This is a genomic window from Rubripirellula obstinata (genome assembly GCF_001642955.1).
GTDB classification, from domain to species: Bacteria; Planctomycetota; Planctomycetia; order Pirellulales; family Pirellulaceae; genus Rubripirellula; species Rubripirellula obstinata.
The window spans coordinates 1-23,745 of record NZ_LWSK01000025.1 but is presented as its reverse complement, the minus strand read 5'-3'; the positions used below and the strand labels follow the sequence as shown (position 1 = coordinate 23,745).

The following is a 23,745-nucleotide window of genomic DNA, read 5'->3' as shown; positions in this document are numbered from 1 at the left end:
AGCCGCGTGGGCATCGCCCCGCGCGTTTTGTTCCGGGTGGACGCGCGGGGCGATGCCCACGCGGTTAAACAACTTAGAAACTGTTCACGGCGTTGGGTTCTGTACCTGTTCAGTCCATCATTCGCTATACCCGACTGAACAAAGTAGGCCGTAGCGAGCGGAGCGAGTTACGGCATTGCACGACTAAAGGCACAACTGAATGCGTCATGCGCGAGTGCCGTAACTCGCTCCGCTCGCTACGGCCTACTGGGAAACGGCCTAAATGGGACCATGGAAGAACTGTTACGCTCCGGGGCGTCCGCCGCCAACACCTGCGGGGCGTCTTGGTGTGTACTGGCAACAATCCGCTGGGCATACGTCATGCCACGGGCCGAGTTCGCCGACCGCTTCTTTGTTGACGGGCTGGTCTGAACTTTCGGCAGTCAATCGTTCCTGGACCAACTTGCGAATCATTTGCACGAACGACTTTGACGTTCCCGCCGTCGCGGCTCGTGCCATTGGGATTCCGTGTTCCTTGCACAGCACCGCAGCTTCTTCGTCCAAGTCATACATCACTTCCATGTGGTCGCTGACGAAACCGATCGGCAAGATCACCAGCTTTTCAAGTTCGCCGGCTTCGTGCATCGTCGTAATTTCATCGCACACATCGGGTTCCAACCATGGTTGCGACGGCGGACCGCTGCGACTTTGGAAAACCAGTTTCCAATGGTCGGCTCCGCTAGCCTCCGCGACCAAGCGGCATGTTTCTTTCAATTGTTTTTCGTAATCGCAATTGTCCGCCATCGACATCGGGATGCTGTGAGCGGTAAAGAAAACGGTCACGTCGTTGGGTCCAGATTCCAATTCAGCGAAGGCGGCTGCCAGCGAATCCGCCATGGAATTGACAAAGTCAGGATGGTTGAAACCCATTCGCACTTTTTCGACGATCGGTGCGTCCTCGCCAACTTCCTTGCGAGCTTCGATGATGTTTTCGCGGTATTGCCGACACCCGCTGTAGCAACTGAACATGCTGGTGAAAAACGCCAACGTCCGTTTGCAACCATCGTCCCGCATTTGACGCAGCGTGTCGGCAAACATCGGATTCCAATTTCGATTGCCCCAGTACATTGGCAAATCAACACCGGACGACGCGAACTCAGCCTTGATCGCCTTCATCAGTTCGCGATTCTGCTCGTTGATCGGGCTGACGCCATCGTAATGTCGATAGTGTTCGCACACTTCCAACATTCGCTCGCGAGGAACATTTTTGCCACGCAGAACGTTTTCCAGGAAAGGCATGACATCGTCCATGCCTTCGGGACCACCAAATGAAACAAGCAGGAAAGAGTCGTAGGGCGGCAGTTCTTGTGACATCGATTTAATCGTTTAGGGGAGACAAAAGCAAAGGTCGAGCGACAAACGAGCATACGGTAGCGACAAGCGGTTTTCCAGCAACGCAGCAACGTAGGCCGAAACAAGCTCAGCGCAGTTCCGGCAATTAATTGCATTGTTTTCCCGTAGCTGATCCCGCCAGGGTTCAGTTGGATACCGATCCAAGCATGAACCGAACCCACCGCCGTGAAGGGTTTCTAAACCGTTTAACCGCGTGGGCATCGCCCCGCGCGTCGTGCGGCACCCAACGCGCCAGGCGATGCCTAGCCTGATGAAAATGTGTCGTTGTCAACTTGTCACGACCCTTGAAAGTAGGCCGTAGCGAGCCAAAGCGAGTTACGGCAATTCGCGCACCGCCGTAACTCGCTAAGGCTCGCTACGGCCTACTTTCAATTGTATTTCGGGGCCAGTCTCTCAAGCAAACTCGACGCTGCGGTCGGTCTCCACTGCCGCTTCCGCCTTATCCTGTTCGATGCCCATTCGTGTTAACAGCTTCACCAGTTCGGCGTCGCTGTAACGGCGACTGAATTTTAATTGAGTCACCTGCTGGCCGTCTTTCAATTCGATCGTGTGCATCACCCAACCACGTCGCACGATCGGTTTGCAATCTGCTGAAAACAAATGCGACTTTTCAGGCGACCACCAATTTGCCTGATTCAATGAAATTCCATCGCCAGTCGAAAACAGCCTCAAACGACTCTTGGCAGGAAACGGCCCGCAATCGTCTTGAGGAAACACGATCAGTTCGGGACGCCGCGGTGTGCCAAAGCCTGTCCACAACTTTGCCAAAATCGGATCCAGAATCATCGTTCGGTAAAAACGAACTCGGCGGCTGATCCAACGCAACATCAGCGCCGCAATCCCCAGCAGCACCAGGTTGATTGCCGTCGCCACCGTGGGACTGTACGCGTAGATCCCCATCAGCAACGCGCAAAGTGATTTGTTGCAGAGTTCAAAAACCGCGTCCAGAAACGGAACCGGCGTTAGCCAGACCATGAATTCAAAAAAGAACTTGACGCTGTTGATCACCAAGATGTTGACGATCATCGCGATCGACAAAAGCGTGTCCAACGTCAAGCTGATAACGCCAAACTGCATCACGGGAACCTGCAACGCGGCGACGGATTCCTGGTCAGGGGAATCCATCGACATCACGAATTTGATCGCCAGCAAAATGACAATCACAGCGTAAGTTTCCAGGCGATCGACGGCCTGTGCAAACGGCTTGCTCACCTTGGTCAATCGCGGCAAGCTGGTCAGCAACGTCAGCACCAAAAAAATTCCAAACAACCATTCGTTACCCAGCGGCCCCGCCGCTCCAAGAACTGCGTTGTCCGAAATCCAGCTCGGCCCCCACAACGCCAAGCCCGAAAGACAGGTGACGCCAAAGAACGGTGACAGCGCGACCGGTGCCAACGGCCCCAACCAATCCGTGATCCCCGATGCCGTTGCCCAGCTACTGGCGGCCGCGATATCGTCGGCATCGATCGGTCCATCCAGGTTTCGTTGAATCGATTCAGGGCTGAGTGGTTTTTCAGCCGACGCAAATTGAAAGATCGGCGGCGACACAAAGACGAGAAAGAACAGGAAGACGGTTAGCTTTTTCATTTCATCATTCCGTGGGTCGTTCCGTTGACCCCGGAGTTGTGACCAGCCATCGTTGTTGATTCGAATCCGGGGAGTTACCGTTCTATTATGTCAGATCCAAGCATCACCACGACCACCCAGCGGCCACAACACCTCGATCGCGGGCAAATTTATTTGACCGGCTATCGCGGCAGCGGAAAAACCTCGGTCGCCCACGCCTTGTCGATTTTGATTGATCGTCCGGTCGTGGACCTCGATGCCGTGATCGTTTCGACGGCAGGCAAAACGGTCGCCGAGATCTTTCGTGACGCTGGCGAGAAAGCGTTTCGGGACTTGGAAACACAGTGTTTGATCGGTGCGTCATCCCAATCGCCCACCATCATCTCACTGGGTGGCGGAGCGGTGCTGCGCGAGCAGAATCGAGCTGTGATTTCGCAGTCCGGCGTTTGCGTGTGGCTGGATGCCGATCCGAATGAGATTGTTGCTCGTTTGACGGCAGACAATGTTACTGAATCGCAGCGGCCGGGTTTGACTGATTTGCCGATGGCGGAAGAGGTCGAAAAATTGATGCTGGAAAGACGTCCGATCTATGAAGCGGTGTCGGATGTTCGCGTGGACACCAGCGGGCGGACGATCGACGAAGTGGCAGGGCAAATTGCGAATTGGCTGACGTTGCCAAACAAAGGGTAAACAAGGTAACCTAGGCCGGTTAAGATTTCTGCAGCCATGACGTAACGGATAACGGAAGGAACGCACAGTGTTTGTATCGGCATCAACGGAATGCTGGCCCGAGCTTGAATTGCTTGAGGCCGTCGAGATTCTCTCGGACCTGGAATTTGTAGCGGTCGAGATCGCCATCCACGAATCGGGAAAGACCAAGCCAAGCGAATTGCTGGAGGATTTCGACCGCGGCGTACAGCTTCTTCGCCACACGCACCGCCTGGATATTTCCGGCTACAGCGTTGAATTGGCCAGCACCGGCGATCAGCACTACGCCGATTTTGGCATGCTTTGCAAAATGGCGAAGACGACCAAAGTGGTCAACATGACCGTGCCGTCGGGCGAACATGGCACGCCGTTTAACGAAGAAGTCGAGCGACTAAAGAAGCTGGTTGAAATTGGCGAAGCCGAAGGAGTTCGCGTCAGCGTTCGCAGCCAATTGGGTTGCCTGAGCGACGATCCCGACACATTGATGGTGCTGTGCAATAACGTTGACGGCCTTGGCATCACGCTGGACCCAAGCGTCTACATTGCTGGCCCGGCGAAGAACAAGAGCCTGGACAAGATTCTAAAGTACGTCTGTAACACCCACCTGCGTGATTCGCGGCCCGACGATTTTCAGGTCAGCGTCGGTCAGGGCGAAGTCGATTACGGCAAGCTGGTGACTCAGTTGAATCGCGAGAAGTACGATCGAGCGATGACGGTTCACATGTCGCCGATCGAAGGTTTTGATCATCGCGTGGAGCTGCGGAAACTACGTCGCCTGCTTGAAACTTTGATTTAAGACTTTTGAATCAAGGAATTGCCCCGAAACAATGTCCCAATTTCGCAACCCGAACGCGTAAGCGAGGAATTCCGGTTAACTCGTAAATCCCTCGCTTACGCGTTCGGGTTGGGATTTGGTGGGATCCAAGTTCATGACGTTATTTTGGGTAAGGCCTGAGTGAAACCGAACGCAACCGAATTACTGCAGTGGTCGCAGGCCGAACTGGCTGACCACCTGACCCGTCGGTTGTTGGCGAGACGTATCAAACCGGGCCGTTCGTTTGCACCACAGCTTGCCTATGGACGTCATCGCGGCCCGGCACGTCGGTCATCGCGAATCGCAGCGGTCGCCATCACGCTGTTTCAGCACGACCAACTCGGCTGGACGATCCCACTGACGCTGCGTCCAACAACGCTGATGCATCACGGCGGACAAATCTGTTTTCCCGGCGGGCGAGCCGAACGTGGCGAGACCATGTTGCAGGCGGCTACTCGTGAATACACCGAAGAATTAGGCGTGCGGCCGCGCGTGCATCGGGCGTGTGGCGAACTTGCCAGCTACTACGTCTACGCCAGCGACAATCAAGTCCATCCAATGGTGATCGTCACGGATCCGCCGGAACAAGCTTGGCAGCCGGACCCGGTCGAAGTCGCCAAAGTGATCCTGTTGCCCGTTTCCCAGTTGATTGATCCGGATCGACGCCAGCGGACTTCGCACCGCCGGTTGGTGGTATCCGAAAACGGCAGTCATGTTGGCGAAGTCAAGTTCAGCGCACCGGCGATTGAAGTCCGAAATCGCGATCAGGTTCACCGCGTTTGGGGTGCAACAGCGATGATGTTGCATCAATTGGCCCAGTTATTGCTTTAACTGAGCGAAACTTGGACAGCGGGCTGCCATTTTAGGAAATCGAGCATACAATCTGCCGACGAAGACGCCCGTTTTCACTTTCACGACCATAACACTTTCGGATCTACCGAGGACTCAGCCATGGCTTCAGACGCCGTAAAAGAATTTACTGAAGACAACTTCGACAGCGAAGTTTTGAAATCCGACACGCCTGTGTTGGTCGATTTCTGGGCACCCTGGTGTGGTCCTTGCCGCCAAATCGCCCCCATGATTGATGAGCTTGCTTCAGAAAATCCGGCTGTGAAGATCGGCAAAGTAAACATCGACGATCACCCTGGTGTCGCACAAAAGTTCGGCATCAGCAGCATCCCAACTCTGTTGGTGTTCAAGGCTGGCGAAGTCTCCGAAAGTTTCGTAGGCGTGCGTCCGAAGTCAGCGCTTCAAGAAGCACTCGACGCATAGTTTCGGATTGATTGTTTAACCGCGTGGGCAACGCCCCGCGCGATTCCCCAACTGTTTAACCGCGTGGGCATCGCCCCGCGCGTGCAGCCTCCAGCGTCCAGCGTGCAGCGTCCCCCGGACGCGCGGGGCGATGCCCAACGCGGTTAAACGATTCTGTGAAGATTCCCCACTCGTTCTATCAGGGCTTAGCATCGTCTAGCCCACTGCATGACCCCGTCGAAACTACGCCGTCAAATTGCTTTTGAGGCGGCACGTCTGATGTACTCGCGCGACGTCGCGGAGTACTACGCGGCAAAGCAAAAAGCCGCCTCGCGTTTGTACAAAGGTTGGATCAAGCCAGCCGATCTGCCATCGAACGCTGAAATTCGCGACCAAGTTCAAGTGCTGGCTCGAATGCACGAAGGCCCCGATCGGCATCAACAGCGGTTGTTGCAAATGCGAGTGCGAGCGGCTTGGTGGCTGGAAAAACTGGCGGGCTTCCATCCAAAACTAATCGGCAGTGTGCTGACCGGTTCGATTCGCAACGGATCCGACATCGATATCCATGTCTTCGCCGCCAATCCACATTCAATCACCACAGAATTGGAAGATCTAAATCTGTTCTATCAGTTGGAACGGAAACAGATTGTCAAAGACGGACAGCAGCGAGTCTTCACGCACATTCATGTCCGCGATGAATTCGAGATCGAGCTAACCGTTTATCATCCGTCTCAGTTGGGATACCGATTTCGCAGTTCGATCACCAACAAGCCGATCGAAAGCGCTGGGCTGAACGAACTGAACCGATTGATCGCACTTGAACACGAAGTGACACCCGAAACGATCGAGGCGAAAGTGAACGAGCTTACGCTGACACCCGATCGCATCACCGTGTTTCAATCGTTGTTGGTGCCGCTGGAATCGGTCCATCAAAACTTGAAGTATCACCCCGAAGGCGACGCGCTCTATCACAGTTTGCAAGTCTTTGACTTGGCCAGGGATTGCAAACCGTACGACGAAGAATTCCTGCTGGCAGCTTTGTTGCACGACGTCGGCAAAGCGATCGATCGGCGTGACCACGTCGCCGCTGGGATGGAAGCATTGGAAGGATTCGTCAGCGAGCGAACGATGTGGTTGATCGAACATCACATGGACACTCACGCGATCGCCGATGGCACGATCGGTGCCAGGGCAAAGCGACGACTCGCCGAAAGTCCGTGGTACGAAGACCTAATCGAACTGGGCGAGTGCGACCGAGGTGGCCGGGTCGCCGGTGCGGAGGCACCCGAATTGGAAGAGGCGTTGGACTACATCGAGAACATCGAAGACATGTTCGGGTAGCAACGCGACGGCTTTTTCTCTGATCAACCTTTCTGATCAACCTTTCTGATCAACCTTTTCCCCATGATTGAACTCCGAAAGAAGAGGCCCAGGAAACGATTTCGGCTTTCTAGCCCAAGAATCGCCCGTGCAGCGTGGTCATGACCAATTGCGGTGCCTGAAGTCCGCTATACTCCGCTGCCATACCAACGCCCCCAGACCGCCCATCCTAAGGATCGGCCGTGATGGTCACAGTGGCAATAGTCACAGTGGCAATAGTCTCGGGCGCTCGTTCATTTTAGAAGCCGTTTTTATTCCTAATCCTCTCAAAGCAGATCAGTCACATGGCAATCTCAAAACGTCGAGTTCGTGCAGAAGAATCACGCAGCCGCCGACGACAACGGACTCGTCAATTCAATTTTGAGAACCTAGAAGAACGACGCCTGTTAGCCTTCATTCCTCCTACGCCCGAATTGGGAATTTTTGTCGAACAGGGCGGCTCGCCAACCAGCAACGGTCAGGTCACCAACATCGAACCCAACAATCGGGTCAACGGTGCAATCGAATCCGTGCTGGCTCACCCGACCAACGCGGATGTCGTGTTCGTGGGCAGCATCAACGGCGGGATTTGGCGAACCGATAATGCGAATGATCCAAACCCAACTTGGGTTGCCAAGACCGAGGACTTGCCATCGCTAACGATCGGTGCGGTGGAGTTCGATACAGACGATTCGTTCTTCCCTAATCCAGCCGGACTTCCGTTTCAAACTTTGGTTGCCGGGACAGGAAATTTCAGCAGCTTTGGTGGCGAAGGCGGTTCGATCGGAAACGTTTACGTCAGTCAGGATGGTGGCGACACTTGGGTTGATCCCGGAAGCAACGGAATCAGTGGCGTTCGAATTTCTGGAATCGCGTCGAAAGAGTTTGCCAGCACGATTGTGATCTCGGGTGACAACGATGGGATCTATCGCAGCACCGATGGTGGAGCCAATTTCGATCTCATCACGACCGGTTTGGATGGTTTCGGTTTCAACGATCTTTTCGCTGACCTAAGCACCCACGATCGGTTGTACACATCCAGTTCCACCGGCATCTTTCGGTCGGATGATTTCGGTTTGACTTGGGAAAACATTTCGCAGTCCAGTCCCGAACTTCAGGAACTTCTCGATGGCGGCGATATCGTCAACACCGAGATAGTCGTTCATCCAGAGAGCGGGCGTTTGTTTGTTGGGATTGTCCAAGGCGGCCAACCGGCGGGCCTGTTCCACACCAATTCCGGTGACACGGCGACACCGACCTGGGTTGAAATGGATGTTCCCATTTTGCCCATCGCGCCTTCGATTCCCATCACCGGTGCAACCAACACAGCTCCGATCGAAATCACGGCGGATGGACACGGGCTGGCCGACGGAGACTTGGTGTTGGTCAACGGAGTGCGAGCGACTGACCTTGCCAACGGGCAATGGACCGTCACCGTCATCGACGACGATACGTTAAGCCTCGATCTTTCCGATGGCACCGCAGCGGGCGAGTACGTTGCAAATTCCGGACAGATTACGCCCATCACAAACCCAAGCCCCACGTTCAAAGACACATCGATCCCCGGCGGCCAAGGTCGAATTCACTTTTCGATCGGCATCGATCCCAACGACGAGGACATTGTCTACATCGGTGGTGATCGGCAAGAAGCCCCTTTCCCCAATGCGATTGGCGCGACCGACTTTTCAGCTTCGATCTTCCGTGGCGACATCAAAATCCGGCGAAATCCGTTGGTGACGCCTTCACCGCAATGGGATCACTTGACCGACGATTCCAACGCTTTTGATCCCAACGGCGGAACCGCCAATGGCAGCGCGCCGCATGCCGATTCGCGTGACATTGCGTTCGACGCCAACGGTAACTTGTTGGAGGTAAACGATGGTGGCGTCTTTCGTCTATCAAGCCCGCAAGACAACACCGGCACGTGGGTATCGATCAACGGTTCGATCAGTGTTTTTGAGTATCACGATGTTGTTTACGACACAAACTCCAACGTGATTTTGGCAGGCAGTCAGGATAACGGGACACAATTTCAACTCAGCGAAGGCAGCTTGGAATGGAGTCTTCTGTCCGGCGGTGACGGAGGCGACGTGGTGGTTGATAACATCACGCTGGCTGACCAAAATCAATCGATTCGTTACAGCAGTTTTCAAAACCTTGGCGGTTTTCAGTCAACCGTTTGGGACGCTGACAACAATCGAATCAGTTCAACGGCGCGTCGTTTGATCGTTACCGAGGGTGAACCGTTTGAGGCGACCTTTGATACCTCGGTGGTTCTTAACGCCGTGGACCCGACTCGCTTGCTGGTTGGCGGAAGTAATGGTGTTTACGAATCATCAACCCAGGGTGATTCTGCGGTTCAGACATCAACGTTTTCGGTCCCCGGCAGTGTCGCGAACCCGCTGGCCTATGGCGGCCGGTCCGAAGTCAATAATGACAATCCGTCAGTGATCTACGCGGGTGATACGTTGGGAAATGTTCACGTGAGAACCGAGGCAGCCGGGACGTATGTGACGAATATCAACCTTGGTGGTGGACCGATTCGCGACGTGCGAATGAATCCCAACGAATGGTTCGAGGCGATCGCGATCGATTCCAACACCGTCGTCCGAACGACCGACGCGGGTGATACTTGGGACATGATCACGGGCAATCTTTCGTCGATTGGTGCTTCGGTATTTCGATCGTTGGAATACGTATCGCAAACCGTGGGCACGACCTTGATCGAAGCCGTCGTGTTGGGAACCAATACGGGCGTCTATGCGATGACGATGGATGCCGTGGGAACATGGTTCCAATTAGGCAGCAACCTGCCCAACGTGCCTGTGTTCGACATGGACTATGACTTGGCTGACGATGTTCTTGTTCTGGGAACGCTTGGTCGCGGTGCTTGGAAACTGGCAGACGCCAGCAGCTTTCTAGAACCCAGCGTCACGCTTTCGGTTGACCAGACAATCATTCCCGAAGACGGCGTTTCGCAAGCGATCGTGACGGCAAATCTTTCGCGTGCCGTCAATTATGAAACCACGATTAATCTGACGTATTCGGGAACCGCCACGCTGATCGCCTCCGCAACCAATTCGCCCGATTACCAAACCACCGCCGACGTTTCTGTCGTCATTCCCGCCGGAACGACTTCGGGGACATTCACTCTTTTGTCACGCAACGATGACCTCGACGAAGATGACGAAACCATCATCGTTGATATCGATTCCATCTTCATCCCCGCGTTGGATGATTCAGGTGTCGCGATCACCAATCCAGTGGTTGAACTTGGCGAACAACAGGTCACCGTAACGATCACCGATGATCCAAACGATCTGCCACCGAATGTGACTTTGGTCCTAGCGGCCGCCTCCGACACGATCAGCGAACCGGATCCGGATGTCGCCGCAGGTACCACGACCGTTCGAGCTGAATTGTCGCAGGTGACCAGCCATGACGTGACGGTAACGCTGCTTTCGGGTGGCGATGCGGTTCTGAATACAGACTACGCATTGTCCGCCGATCCGATTTCCTCGCAAATGCTCGAAATCGTGATCCCCGCAGGCATGTTGTTCGCCGAAAAAACGATCAACGTCATCGACGATTCGATTGATGAGTTTGATGAATCGTTGACGCTGACGATCGACAGTGCAACCTTTGCCACGCCGACGGCCGGCAACCAAGTTGATTACACGATCATCGATGACGACGCAGCACCGACCGTGCTGCTAACCGCAACGGAAACGATTGACGAATCGGCTGGCATTGGAACCTACACGGCAACACTGAGCGCCCTTTCAGAAAAAGACGTGTCGGTGACGTTGGAAATCGACGTGTCCAGCACCGCGACTTTGGTCGACGATTACGCCGCACCAGCCACCTTGGAAATCACGATTCCGGCGGGCAGTCTTTCCGGGATATTAACGATCGATGCAGAAGAAGATTCGCTGGACGAAGTCGATGAAACCGTCGTGATGAGCGTCATTGACACCGTCAATGCGGATCCGGTTCCCGTTGTTGCGACGGACCACGTTGCGACCACCACCATCATTGACGATGACCTTGCCCCGACCGTTTCCTTGTCGTTCGATTCGCTGGTCATTCCAGAAACTGGCGGCCAAGTTGACTTGCAGCTAACGTTGTCTGCCCCTTCGAGCCAAGAGATCACGGTCACGCTGAATACTTTCGGCACCGCGACTGGTGGCGATGTTGATTACACCGGCGTCCCACCGACCGTCACGTTTCTTGCCGGACAGGTTACCGCTTTGGCGACCGTCATTGCGGTAGACGATGCGATCAATGAGTCGGACGAAACGCTGATTGTCGCAATCGATTCGGTCATCAATGCCGATCCGGGACCGACCGCGACAGCAACGCTAACGATCGAAGACGACGACGTTGCGACGCCTCCTGAATTAGGTGACATCGCCGGTTTTTCATTCGATGAAGACGAGCTAGATGCCGTAAACCGAACGGTCGCCTTGACTGGGATCAACGCGGGCAACGGCGAAAACGAGCTGATTCGCGTCTCGGCAACAACCAGCGATCCGACTCTGTTTGCAAATCCAGCCGTGACCTACGCGTCAGCCGATTCGACAGGATCGCTTGTCATCGCCCCCGTCGCAGACCGCTACGGAAGTGCGACTGTTTCAGTCACGGTTGAAAAGTCCGGGCCAGACAACAATTTTGCGACGTTGGACGACAATCTTTCGGTGACAAAAACGTTCGTCGTCACGATCAACCCGGTCAACGACACGCTTTCAACCACCGACAAGTCGTTTTCAACCGACGAAGAAACACCGCTAAGAATTTCAGCCAGCGAACTGATCGCAGGCTCGTTGGGTGATGCCGATCCGCAGGCTGCCGCGCCGCAGGATGAGTCGAATCAATTGTTCCTGATCACTGCCATCAATGCGGATGGATTGTTGGTAAACCGTGACAATGCACCGGAGGCACCTTTTGCAACCGATCATGGTCAGATTACCGAAGTCAACTTTGACGCCAACGGTCATTTGATTGACCTGGTTTACTTGCCCAACACGAATTTCAATTCGGTAGACCCCGCCGCTGGTTCCACTCAAACTCTTGATTCGTTTGGATTCACCGTCATCGATGACGGACGGTTGATCGACGCCGACGGCGGACCCGATATCCGCGCGTTACCGACCAGCACTAATGCAACGGCCAGTCTTTTCGTTGCGGCGATCAATGATCAACCGACCTTGGCCCTGATTTTGGATCAGTTCACCGTCGAAGATTCCGGAACACAGACCGTTGGCTTGACTGGGATTTCCGCCGGCGGCACAGAAGCCCAGCAATTGCGAGTGACCGCGACCAGCAGTGACACGACGCTGTTTGGAAACCCATCAGTCAGCTTTGCAAATGGCAGTTCGGTTGGCTCGATCACGTTCACTCCGCTTGCCGACCGATACGGAACCGGGACGATCACGGTCACGGTGGAGGATGCGGGGCTGGACAGAATCCTCAGCACCGTTGCTGACAATTCGTCAGTATCGCGAACGTTTGACGTCATCATTGAACCGGTGAATGACGTTCCGTCGGCGACTGCGAAATCATTCACGACCAGCGAAGAAACTTCGTTGACGATCACTGCCGAAGCATTATTGGCAGGCTCGATCGCTGACGCGGTTCCATCTGCCGCCGCGCCGCAAGACGAGTCAAATCAAACGCTGGGAATTGTTGCAATTGATGCCGGTGTGATTCCCTTGACCGCAGCAAACGTTGCTTCCACCGTGTTCCCCGTTGACACGACGCATGGGAAAATTGATGCCATTTCGTTCGACGCAAACGATCGGCTGATCGATTTGGTTTACACACCCGGCACCGATTTTGTTTCTGAAGATCTGGACGGGAATACTGTCTTGGATTCGTTTGGATTCACGGTCGCGGATGACGGGTTGGTGATTCCCGCAATTGATGGCCCTGATTTGCAACTAGCGCCACAGTTGGCAAGTGAAGTCGCGAGCATTCTGGTCACGCCAATCAATGACGAGCCCACGCTGACTGAAATTGCTGATCTGGAAATCCAAGAAGACAGTCCGCAACAAACGATTGTGCTTTCGGGAATCGCCGCCGGTGGTGGTGAGCAACAAGATTTGCGCATCACCGCGACCAGCAGTGACGCGACTCTGTTCGCAGATCCAATCGTGACCTACACGTTGGGTGATGCTGTTGGAACCATCGACTTTACGCCCGTTGCTGACCGTTACGGCACATCGACGGTGACCGTCGCGATCGAAGACGCAGGCCTGGACAATGATTTCGATACGACCGACGACAATGTATCATCGTCGCGAACTTTCGTTGTCACGCTTACGCCTCAGAACGATGTTCCCGACACGACCGACAAGTCGTTTGAAACTGGCGAAGATTTATCGCTGACGATCTCTGCGGCTGAATTGGTTGCCGATTCCGTCGGCGACGCCGATCCGCTGGCTCTGTCGCCGCAAGATGAATCGAATCAGTTGTTCAGGATTACGTCGATTGAAACTGATTCCGGTTCCGTGACATTCGCAAACGCCGATTCTGGTTCGCTGGTGACAACGCACGGCCAGATTGACAGCGTTCGTTTTGATTCGGAAGGATTTCTGATTGATCTGGTTTACACGCCCGCCGCCGAATTCAATTCGACCGAATTCAATTCGGCTGAATCAGATAGCGAATCAATCGATCCCGTTCTGGACACCTTCCAATTCACGTTGCAGGACGACGGCTTAGCGATCAGTCCTATCGGCGGTCCCGACATTGTGACGCCGCCTGAAAGTGTCCTTGGTTCCGCGTCGATCCTGGTCACTGCGACCAATGATCAGCCGGAAATCAACGACATCGCGGACGCGGTGATTGATGAAGGCAGTGGCGAGCAAACCGTTGTCCTGGACGGAATCAATTCTGGTGGCGGTGGAATCGAAACGCAGGTTCTGCGAATCACGGCGACCAGCAATAACCCGACGTTAATAGAAGATCCAACCGTGACATACGCGCAAGGCGATACCGAAGCCACGCTGCGATTCACGCCGGAACCAAACCAGTTTGGCTCGGCGACGATTACCGTCACGCTGACCGATGGCGGACCGGATAATAACTTGGCGACCGCTAGCGATAACGCTTCGATTGTGAAGACGTTTGATGTCACGGTTCAATCAGTCAACGCATCGCCGTCATTCGCACCCCTGTTCGCCCGCAGACTCAACGAAGGCGGTCCGGCTCAGGTCGTTTCCTTGACCGCGATTGACGCAGGTGCAAACGAAGTTCAGGAAATGTTCATTTCAGCGCAAAGCGACAACCCAACCCTGATTGCCGATCCCACGATTAGCTATGACGGCATCGGCAGCACAGGAACGTTAAGCTTTGTGCCGCTGCCCAACCAGTTTGGTTCGGCAACGATCACCGTGACGCTGACTGATTCAGGCGATGACAATGACTTATCAACTGCGGATGACAATGCTTCGTTTGACCGAACGTTTGTGATTGAGGTTTTGCCGATCGATGATCCCCCAACGATTTCACCGATCGATGATTTCGTCATCAACGAGAATTCCGCCGAAGTCACCATCGACCTGAACGGCATTTCATCAGGCGTCAACGAATCGCAAGACATTCGTGTCACTGCGGTCAGTTCCGACACGACGCTGATCGCCGACCCGATCGTTTCGTACGTCAGTCCCGCTGCGCAGGGCCAGCTTTTCCTGACGCCGGTTGCTGATCAAATCGGTTCGGCGACAATTACGGTGACGGTCGAAGACGGTGGCGAAGATGGCGACCTGGAAACCACGCTGGACAACCAAACCACCAGCGAGACGTTTACCGTTAATGTTGCCGATGTTAACAGCATTCCAATCGCACGAAACGATACTGTGATTTCCAGAAGGAACACGAACTCAACGTCCATCTTGCCACTGTTGAATGACGAAGATTCCGATGGGACGCTCGATGCAAGCTCATTTGCCATCACCGATGCACCCGACTTTGGAACGATCACTCAGCAGACGAACCAATCCGGTCAGCTTGAACTGATTTTCACTCCGTTGGACTCGTTCCTTGGTTCCGATTCGTTTGAGTACACGATTTCGGATGACGCCGGTGCAACGAGCCTGCCCGCGACCGTACAGATCGTTCCCGATGTGTCGCCGGTTGTCGGCGATGATTTTGGCGGAGGCGTAGCAGCAGACGACATCAACATCGATGTGCTGAGCAATGACGTTGCCGTTTCGGGTCAGTTGGACCTAGCCACATTGACGATTGTCGAAGAGCCAACCAACGGCACGACAACGATCGAAGCCGATGGCACGATCACTTATGTGCCGTCCGACGGATACGTTGGCCCGGACAGTTTCACGTACACGATCACTGACACCGATGGCAACGTTAGCGCTCCGGTCACGGTGAACATGAATCTGGTCGCCAGCGGTCTGAACAATCCAAGAAACCGCTTCGACGTTAACGCATCGGGCGAGGTCACGGCGCTGGATGCGTTGTTGATTCTGAACCGCATTCAACTGTCTGGATCGACTGAAATTCCGGTGGACCCGGCTGAACGCGGCCCCAACTTCTTTGACGTCAACGACAACCAAACGATCTCGAGCCTGGATGCGTTTTTGGTGATCGGTGAAATCGAAGGAAACGATCCGAGGTTCGAGAGCGAGTCGGTTGCCGCGTCTGCCGCGGTAGTGATTGCGCCGAATTCGATCGAGTCTGTTGACGACGAAAAGACCGAGACGGTTGCGGATTCTGTTTCGCCTCAAACGACGGTTTCCCGATCCAAGTTGGCTGATGACGACTTGCCAAGCGATCATCCTACCGATGAAGGGATCGTGAGCCTGCTTGCGAACGATTCCACCAGAAACGATTCAGAGGTGGAAGACATCGAGGCTTTGACCGATTTGGCGATTGCGAGTCTGGTCTAAATCCGGTTCTTGAAAGATTCCCGATTTGCCCACGATTCTTGATTCGCCCCAGATTGGTGGCGATCGAGACGTCATGGGCGTTTTGGGCGGCAATTTGAGTGTTCCTAGCGGATTTGAAGCGGTTGTGGGCGGTTTTCTGATGAATTCTCGCTCTACTGATCAGCACGGGCAGTTACCAAATCCACTCAAATTCATAGAATTTCGGTAACCTTGGCCGGCCGATTGATCGATACAACCGGTAAAGTCTGTCCCGCCTCCTTCCTTTGAACTGATGTTCTGGATAGCTCAACGTTCACAATAACTCGCGTTTAAAAATACTCATGGCCCAATCCGACCCTGCTGTCTCCTCCTCCGTGGCATCATCAAAGTCCGTTCAGACAGTTTCCGGCATCACCGTTCGCTTGTGCGGTGATTCGGGCGACGGCATGCAATTGCTGGGCACACAGTTGACCAACACCAGTGCGCTTGCTGGAAACGATGTCGCAACCTTCCCCGACTTCCCCGCCGAAATCCGCGCCCCGCGTGGAACTCGGGCCGGTGTTTCCGGATTCCAGGTCCAATTCGCCAGCGAAGAAATCTTTACGCCCGGCGATACGCTCGACGCGTTGGTGGTAATGAACCCCGCCGCGATGGTGACCAACCTGGGTGACCTGCGGAAAGGCGGCATCCTGATCGCCAACGAAGACGGATTTGTCGAAAAAGAATTCAAACTGGCCAAGGTCGAAGCCAACCCGCTGGAAGCCAGCGTGATCGAAGAAACCTATCGCGTGATCAAGGTTTCGATGACCAAGTTGACCCGCGACGCCGTGTCCGAATTCGGGCTTGGAAACAAGATTGCCGATCGCTGCAAAAACTTCTTTGCGATGGGAATGGTGTACTGGTTGTTTGGTCGTTCGCTTGAACCGACCGAGCGATTCATCGAAGACAAGTTCGGCAAAAAACCAGACGTTGCGGCAGCCAACTTGGCGGCCTTGAAAGCGGGCTGGGCGTTTGGTGAAACCACCGAAGCGTTCGGCGAAAGCTACCAGGTCGAAGCGGCCGAATTGAAACCGGGCAAGTATCGCAACATCATGGGCAACCAGGCGTTGGCACTCGGATTGGTCGCAGCATCAAAGTGCAGCGGCAAGGAAATGTTCTACGGAACTTATCCGATCACGCCCGCCAGCGATATTTTGCACGAACTGACCAAGTACAAAAACTTTGGCGTGCGGACGTTTCAAGCGGAAGATGAAATCTCAGCAATCTGTTCCACGATCGGCGCGGCATTCGGCGGAACGATGGCGGTCACCGCATCCAGCGGCCCCGGCATCGCGCTTAAAGGCGAAGCGATGGGCTTGGGCATGATGCTGGAAATTCCCATGATCGTGATCAACGTTCAACGCGGCGGTCCCAGCACTGGTTTGCCGACCAAAACGGAACAGAGCGATTTGCTGCAAGCGATGTACGGTCGCAACGGCGAAGCACCGTTGCCGATTCTGGCTCCGCGTTCGCCCGGCGATTGCTTTGACATCGCGGTCGAAGCCTGGCGGATTGCGACCGAGTGCATGGTGCCCGTCATCATCTTGTCCGACGGTTACATCGCTAACGGCAGCGAACCTTGGAAAATCCCGAAGGTCAGCGAGCTGCCGGAAATCAAAATTCAGCACCCCGAAGGAACTGACGGCAGCGAGGCCTACAAGCCGTATTCTCGCGACGAATTCCTGGCCCGCCCCTGGGCGATCCCGGGCACCGAAGGCTTGATGCACCGCGTCGGTGGTTTGGAAAAAGAAGACGTCACCGGCAACGTTAGCTACGATCCGGCCAACCACCAACACATGACCGACACGCGTGCCGCAAAGGTTGCCAAGATTGCCGAACGGGTTCCTGAACAGGACGTGTTCGGTGAACCTTCGGGCGACATTTTGGTCGTATCCTGGGGCGGCACTTACGGTTCATGCCACACCGCGGTTTCTCAGTTGCAGAAACAGGGACACAAGGTCAGCCACATTCATCTGCGGTACATCTTCCCGATGCCATCGAACATCGGCGAGTTGCTACGTTCGTTTAAGAAAGTGATCGTTCCAGAATTGAACATGGGCCAACTACGAATGTTGCTCCGCAGCGAACACTTGGTCGATTGCATCGGCATCAACAAGGTTCAAGGCAAACCGTTCTCGGTTACCGAATTGGTGGAACAAGTCAGCGAGCATCTTCCCGCCAGCAGCGCTGGCAAAAAGGCTGGCAAGAAAGCCGGTTAAAGATCAAGCATTAACGTAGTTGGGTCGGCCACGATTCAGACCCAACACACCTCAGGTTTAACTGAACCCTGGCGGGATCAGCTACGAAAAAACCTTCACCACATTTCAAACTTCACCCTTCACACTTCGAACTTCACTCATGTCATTGCCCGTACTGAAGCCTGCCGATTTTGCCTCGGACCAAGACGTCCGCTGGTGCCCCGGTTGCGGTGATTATTCGATCCTCGCACAAATGAAGAAGGTACTGCCCGACTTGGGCGTGCCGCGTGAAAAGATTGTCTTCGTCAGCGGCATCGGCTGCAGCAGTCGTTTTCCGTACTACATGAACACCTACGGAATGCACAGCATCCACGGTCGTGCGCCAACGTTTGCGACCGGCCTAAAATCGACTCGTCCCGACTTGATGGTCTGGGTGATCACCGGTGACGGGGATGCTCTGTCGATCGGTGGCAATCACTTCATCCACGCGCTGCGTCGAAACTTGGACGTCAACATCGTCCTGTTCAACAACCGGATCTACGGTTTGACCAAGGGCCAATACAGCCCTACCAGCCTGGAAGGTCACGTCACCAAAAGCACGCCGATGGGATCGATTGACCATCCGCTCAGCCCGCTATCGGTCGCACTTGCCGCCGAAGCAACCTTCGTCGCACGCAGCATCGACGCGCACGTCAAGCACTTAGGCGAAACGCTCAAACGTGCGGCCCAACACAAGGGCACGTCGTTGGTCGAGGTTTATCAAAACTGCAACGTGTTCAATGACGGCGCGATGGCTTACGCTCAGGAAAAGAAGCAACGTGATCAAAACGTTGTTGAGCTTCAGCACGGAAAACCGTTGGTCTTTGACGGTGGCAAGAAAGGCGTTCGCTTGGTCGGCAACCATTTGGAAGTCGTCAATACCGACGACGTTCCTCAAGACGACCTACTGATCCATGATGAAAAAGATCCTAACCCTTCGATCCACATGATGCTGGCTCGGATGTCATACCCAGTCATGCCGGAACCGATCGGTGTCTTACGCGCCGTCGAAGGCATCCCAACGTACGACGATCAAATCAACGATCAAGTCGAACTTGCGAAAAAGCAAAAGGGTGAAGGCGACTTGGATGCCCTGTTCAACAGCGGCGACACCTGGGTAGTCGGTTAGCCAACCGTAGGCCGTAGCGAGCGATAGCAAGTTACGGCATTTTGATTGTTGAGAATGCCGTAACTTGCTATCGCTCGCTACGGCCTACCTGTTTCGCACCACCGCTAACTAGAGAAAAGATTATGGCCCGAGGCAACTCATTCAGCGACGTCACCAAAGCAATTGGCGACACCCCCATGATCCAAATCAACCGTTTGGTACCCGCAGGTGGTGCGACGGTGTTTGCCAAGTGCGAATTTTTTCAGCCGCTAAACAGTGTCAAGGATCGTATCGGTGCCGCGATGATCGAAGCGGGGGAACGCGACGGAAAAATCGTCGAGGGAACTCACGTGATCGAGCCCACCAGCGGCAACACCGGCATTGCACTGGCGTTCGTTTGTGCGGCAAAGGGATACAAGCTAACCCTGACCATGCCCGAATCAATGTCGGTCGAACGTCGGGCGCTTCTGCGAGCGATGGGCGCGACCTTGGTTCTGACTCCGGCGGGCGACGGAATGAAAGGAGCGATCAACAGGGCCGCTGAATTGGTGGACAGCACACCGAACTCGTTTATGCCCCAGCAGTTTGAAAACCCGGCCAACCCCGCCATTCACGAAGCAACCACTGGCCCAGAAATCTGGGAAGACAGCGGCCACAACATCGATGCCATCGTCGCGGGCGTTGGAACGGGCGGAACGATCACCGGCGTTGCAAAGTTCCTAAAGTCCAAGAACCCGAACTTCAAAGCCTTCGCGGTCGAGCCTAAACATTCACCGGTGATCAGCGGTGGCGATCCTGGCAAACACCGCATCCAGGGCATCGGTGCCGGGTTCATTCCCAAGAACTTGGATGTCTCATTGGTCGATGAAGTCGTCCAGGTCGATGACGAAGACGCGTTTGAATGGGGCCGACGACTGGCAAAAGAAGAAGGCATCGTCGGCGGCATCAGCAGCGGTGCCAACATGTGGGCGTCCGCACAAGTGGCAGCCCGACCCGACATGAAAGGCAAACGCATCGTCACGATCATGTGCAGCCTCGGCGAACGCTACCTCAGCACGCCACTTTTCGGCGACCTGGGTCTGTAAGCACAAGGCTATCTCCGCTGTGATGTTGTGATGCTGTGATGTAGGCCGTAGCGAGCCATAGCGAGTTACGGCAATTTGCGCACCGCCGTAACTCGCTATGGCTCGCTACGGCCTACTTTCAAGGGTCGCTAGAAGTTGACAACGACACATTTGCATCTATTCGTTCGACTTCCCTCGGGATGAGTGACGACACCAATCCGGCAGTAATTAAGACGACGTCCCCTGCGAAAGGCGACGCTTATTCCCCGCTCGTCCCTTAGTGAAAATCAAACTCGCCGCGATTGCCCAGCCAATCCCGGCTAGGCCAATCGACGGCATCCACCACCAAGGTCGATAGGCGAAGCGAACTTCCCATCGGCCGGGCGGCACGATGGTGCCTTGCTTTAAGAAATCGACTTGCCCGACGTCGGACATTTGCCAAGTTGCGTTCGCTGTTTCCAATGATCGCCGCTCAGCGATCCAGTGTCCGTCTTGGTAAACCGGACGCACCAACAAGACCGGCTGATTGCTGGAAATTTCGACCAGCATACCTTCCGGTGATTGATCCTTTACAACCGCGACTTGCTCTACCGTTTCGATCTTCGGATTAATTTTTAGATCGCACGTTCCCGCCAACCAAGCTGGCGATTGCTTGCCGCTGCCGATTTGTTTGATTCGATCGCGAAAGTCTGCTTCGTCGATTTCATCGGGATGATGACAAATCCAGCTTGAAAACACTTCGATCGCATCAGGTCGTGGCTCTGTAGGACGCCAAAAGAGTTGCCCCTTCGATTGAATCACCGCTTGATCGATCGCCAGCCATTTTTGAATCGCGTTCCAATCGATTGTTGCTTTGTCCTGTTCCAGCTTCGCGATCGCTCTCCAAAACATCGCATGGTTTCGACTTCGGATGGAAACAAAATTGTTCACAACGGAATGCTCACCCATCAAATGCCAGCGTCCGAACAGGCTGGCACGTTGGTGTGATTCGACTTCAAGCATTCGGTCATCGCTCGAGGACGTTTTCCAATCCTCCGGCCACGCCGAATCAGTCTGCATTCTCAACAAACGTTCAGGCTTCTTTGTGTCGTCGTTCATTAATCCTTGCATGACTTTCTGTTCCCCATCAACGGAAACCAACTGCACCTGATTCGACGCTGACCAAGAAAGTTCCATCATTAATAGAACGACGATCGATCCAGCGATCCATTTCGGCTTTGAAGACCGGAACTTCCAAAACACAATCAAGAACACCAGCAAACTGGCGAGAGAAAACACCAGCGATAGCATGATCGAGTGTCTCGCGCCGTCCAAATCGAGCGGTCCCCAAAACTCGTCGGTTGGAATCGATCCAGGTTTTAGCGGCAGCCAGTAAACGGCAATGATCGCAAGCGCTAAAATTGTTCCGGCCAACACAAATGCTCTTCGCGCATCCAAAAACGAGCGGTCATCCATCCAACCGGCCAGCGCCATGGACACACCAATCGCAAAGAACGGCAACCACTTCGCCGGGTAGCGTAGCGTGCTGTAGCCGGGGAAGAATTCATGCAACCACGATGAAACCCCGAAGTGCCCCATCGCCAAAACAGCGGCCAGCATCGCAACCACCAACCAAACATCGTGCCGCGTTCGCCGCCAACGCAAGAGACGGTCCAATAACATGACCGCCGGCAACAAACCCATGAAAAGCGTCGGAGTCCACATCTGACCGTCGCCCGGAATCAACGCGCTGATTCGCTGATTTATCGGAAACAGGTTACCGAACAAACTCGGTGTGAACAGTTCCGCAAAATGCCAAGGTGCAACGCTGTACTGCATCGCCTCGCTTTGACTGATTCCAAAATACGCTCGATCGCTTTGCGCTGTCCAGGAAATGCTTGCGGCGATTTGTGGGCCAGTCATGGCGACAGCAAGTACAGCAGCGGCAATCAGGATACCGATCTCGCTTGCAAGATGGTCAAGCGGTTTCCACCTCTCCCGCAAGCGGGAAAGGTGAAAGACTGGGAAGGCTTTCTGCATTCCGTTGAGTGTGAATCGGACACCGATCACGAAACAGCACAGCATCACAACATGCAGCGCCGTTTGCGGATCGCCAGCAAGCAGCATCATGGAAAGCGCGAAGGCTGAAGCAGCGATCCGTCTTCCGGCACTCGTGCTGCCTGACGTGATCAGCATCGACATCACCAGCGGCAACCAGGCTGCGCCGACCAAGAATGGCGGATTGCAGTACAGAAAAAAGACGCTGCCCGACAACGGATACGTCAAACCCACGACCATCCTTCCCCAACGACCACAGCCCATCCTCGCTGCCGCAACGCGAGCCAGCAGTGACGCCAAGATCAAATGCAACGCGACGTACCAAGCGATTTGGCACTCGGCCGACACCGGCAAGCATCCGATCGCATATCGCGCCGGATACAGGACCGCGGTGGTGGTTTCGCCAAGCAGCGGCATGCCGGTTTGACAGCGATCATTCCAAACCGGAATCCATTGCTGCGACGTTCGCTCGGCAACGTAATGATACAGCGGCGTATAAAAATGGCTGACGTCGCGAAACGCTAACCGGTCGCGTCCCAGCAGCGCTGAACTGAACAACAACAGCACCAAGATGGGCAACACGCATGCGTCGGCCAGGTATCTCCCTAGCAGGCATTTACCGAACAGGTGGCGCGGTGACGACTCCGACGCGGGATTGAGTTCGCAGGCTGTCGGCGCGTTCAATCAAATTCTCGGTCGGCTCTAGTGTTTTAGGAACAAGCTGCACGTCGATAATTCGCTCGTCGCGAATCTCGCCAGGCCACAGAGTTTCGGCGACAAAATCGATGCCGGGCATTTGGTACCACGGTGCCTTGATCTTCTTGCGAATCGTTTCCGTGCGGTATCCGTCTTTCTCGATACGAAACTCTCGCGTCCCATAGTAGACGAAACTGGTCGCAGCGGGACTGGTGCCCACCACTTGGTTGTCCACCGAAACCGTGGCCCCGGGCGGATTGGTCCGAACCGTCATCCGACGACGCACGCAGCCCATCGGCAACAAAGCGATTCCAGCAAACATCGTAGCGATGATTACTCGGCTAGCAGCACGATTCGAATTGCTTCGCGACACAATAAACCTGCGAAAAGTTTGGTTGGACAGAACGAAAGTTAGCTGTAACACCTTTTCGATGGACCTGACCACCCCGTTTTTTCCGAGGCATCGCCTGGGCTGATGAAAATGCGGTGGGTGATGTTATTCGCGAACCAGTCGAACATTGCAAATTGCAAAATGAACATTGCAAATTGAAAATTCTTGGGAAGCGGTATTTGCTGGTCAATTTAC

At 54.6% G+C, this 23,745-nt stretch carries 13 protein-coding genes; 9 read left to right on the top strand and 4 right to left on the bottom strand.

Annotation, left to right across the window (positions count from 1 at the left end; translation table 11 throughout):
* Positions 1 to 282: 282 nt before the first annotated feature.
* Both RC85_RS09145 and RC85_RS09140 read right to left on the bottom strand, forming a co-directional pair.
* Complete coding sequence (locus RC85_RS09145; protein WP_068261505.1) at positions 283 to 1,353, bottom strand: ferrochelatase; 1,071 nt, start codon at positions 1,351 to 1,353, stop codon at positions 283 to 285.
* Positions 1,354 to 1,785: 432 nt separating this feature from the next.
* Positions 1,786 to 2,979: a hypothetical protein gene (locus RC85_RS09140; protein WP_068261502.1), complete on the bottom strand. Its 1,194-nt coding sequence runs from the start codon at positions 2,977 to 2,979 to the stop codon at positions 1,786 to 1,788.
* 87 nt (positions 2,980 to 3,066) lie between these two features.
* Between RC85_RS09140 and RC85_RS09135 the strand changes: the two genes are divergently transcribed.
* The 9 genes from RC85_RS09135 (at position 3,067) to cysK (ending at position 20,447) form a co-directional block, all read left to right on the top strand.
* Positions 3,067 to 3,648 (top strand): shikimate kinase, encoded by a 582-nt coding sequence (locus RC85_RS09135; RefSeq protein ID WP_068261499.1) that lies wholly within the window; start codon positions 3,067 to 3,069, stop codon positions 3,646 to 3,648.
* Positions 3,649 to 3,715: 67 nt separating this feature from the next.
* Entirely contained in the window at positions 3,716 to 4,462 is a 747-nt protein-coding gene (locus tag RC85_RS09130; protein WP_068261496.1) for a sugar phosphate isomerase/epimerase family protein, read from the top strand.
* Between the two features lie 159 nt (positions 4,463 to 4,621).
* A complete protein-coding gene (locus RC85_RS09125) occupies positions 4,622 to 5,311 on the top strand; it encodes an NUDIX hydrolase (protein WP_068261493.1) in 690 nt (229 codons plus the stop codon).
* A 120-nt stretch (positions 5,312 to 5,431) separates the two neighbouring features.
* A complete protein-coding gene (gene trxA, locus RC85_RS09120; RefSeq protein WP_068261490.1) occupies positions 5,432 to 5,752 on the top strand; it encodes a thioredoxin in 321 nt (106 codons plus the stop codon).
* 207 nt (positions 5,753 to 5,959) lie between these two features.
* The gene (locus tag RC85_RS09115; RefSeq protein WP_068261488.1) at positions 5,960 to 7,072 is read left to right on the top strand and encodes an HD domain-containing protein; all 1,113 of its coding nucleotides are present in this window, start codon (positions 5,960 to 5,962) and stop codon (positions 7,070 to 7,072) included.
* Positions 7,073 to 7,395: 323 nt separating this feature from the next.
* Complete coding sequence (locus tag RC85_RS09110) at positions 7,396 to 15,999, top strand: Ig-like domain-containing protein (RefSeq protein ID WP_068261485.1); 8,604 nt, start codon at positions 7,396 to 7,398, stop codon at positions 15,997 to 15,999.
* A 320-nt stretch (positions 16,000 to 16,319) separates the two neighbouring features.
* On the top strand, positions 16,320 to 18,236 hold the full coding sequence (locus tag RC85_RS09100) for a 2-oxoacid:acceptor oxidoreductase subunit alpha (protein ID WP_068261478.1): 1,917 nt from the start codon (positions 16,320 to 16,322) through the stop codon (positions 18,234 to 18,236).
* A 139-nt stretch (positions 18,237 to 18,375) separates the two neighbouring features.
* Positions 18,376 to 19,383, top strand: coding sequence for a 2-oxoacid:ferredoxin oxidoreductase subunit beta (locus tag RC85_RS09095; RefSeq protein ID WP_068261475.1), 1,008 nt, complete (start codon positions 18,376 to 18,378; stop codon positions 19,381 to 19,383).
* 122 nt (positions 19,384 to 19,505) lie between these two features.
* Positions 19,506 to 20,447: a cysteine synthase A gene (cysK, locus tag RC85_RS09090; protein WP_068261472.1), complete on the top strand. Its 942-nt coding sequence runs from the start codon at positions 19,506 to 19,508 to the stop codon at positions 20,445 to 20,447.
* Between the two features lie 207 nt (positions 20,448 to 20,654).
* Here cysK and RC85_RS09085 read toward each other — a convergent pair whose 3' ends face one another.
* Positions 20,655 to 23,045, bottom strand: a complete 2,391-nt coding sequence (locus RC85_RS09085) for a glycosyltransferase family protein (protein ID WP_068261469.1) — start codon at positions 23,043 to 23,045, stop codon at positions 20,655 to 20,657.
* A gap of 34 nt (positions 23,046 to 23,079) precedes the next feature.
* Positions 23,080 to 23,481 (bottom strand): PEGA domain-containing protein, encoded by a 402-nt coding sequence (locus RC85_RS09080; protein WP_068261466.1) that lies wholly within the window; start codon positions 23,479 to 23,481, stop codon positions 23,080 to 23,082.
* Positions 23,482 to 23,745: the final 264 nt, after the last annotated feature.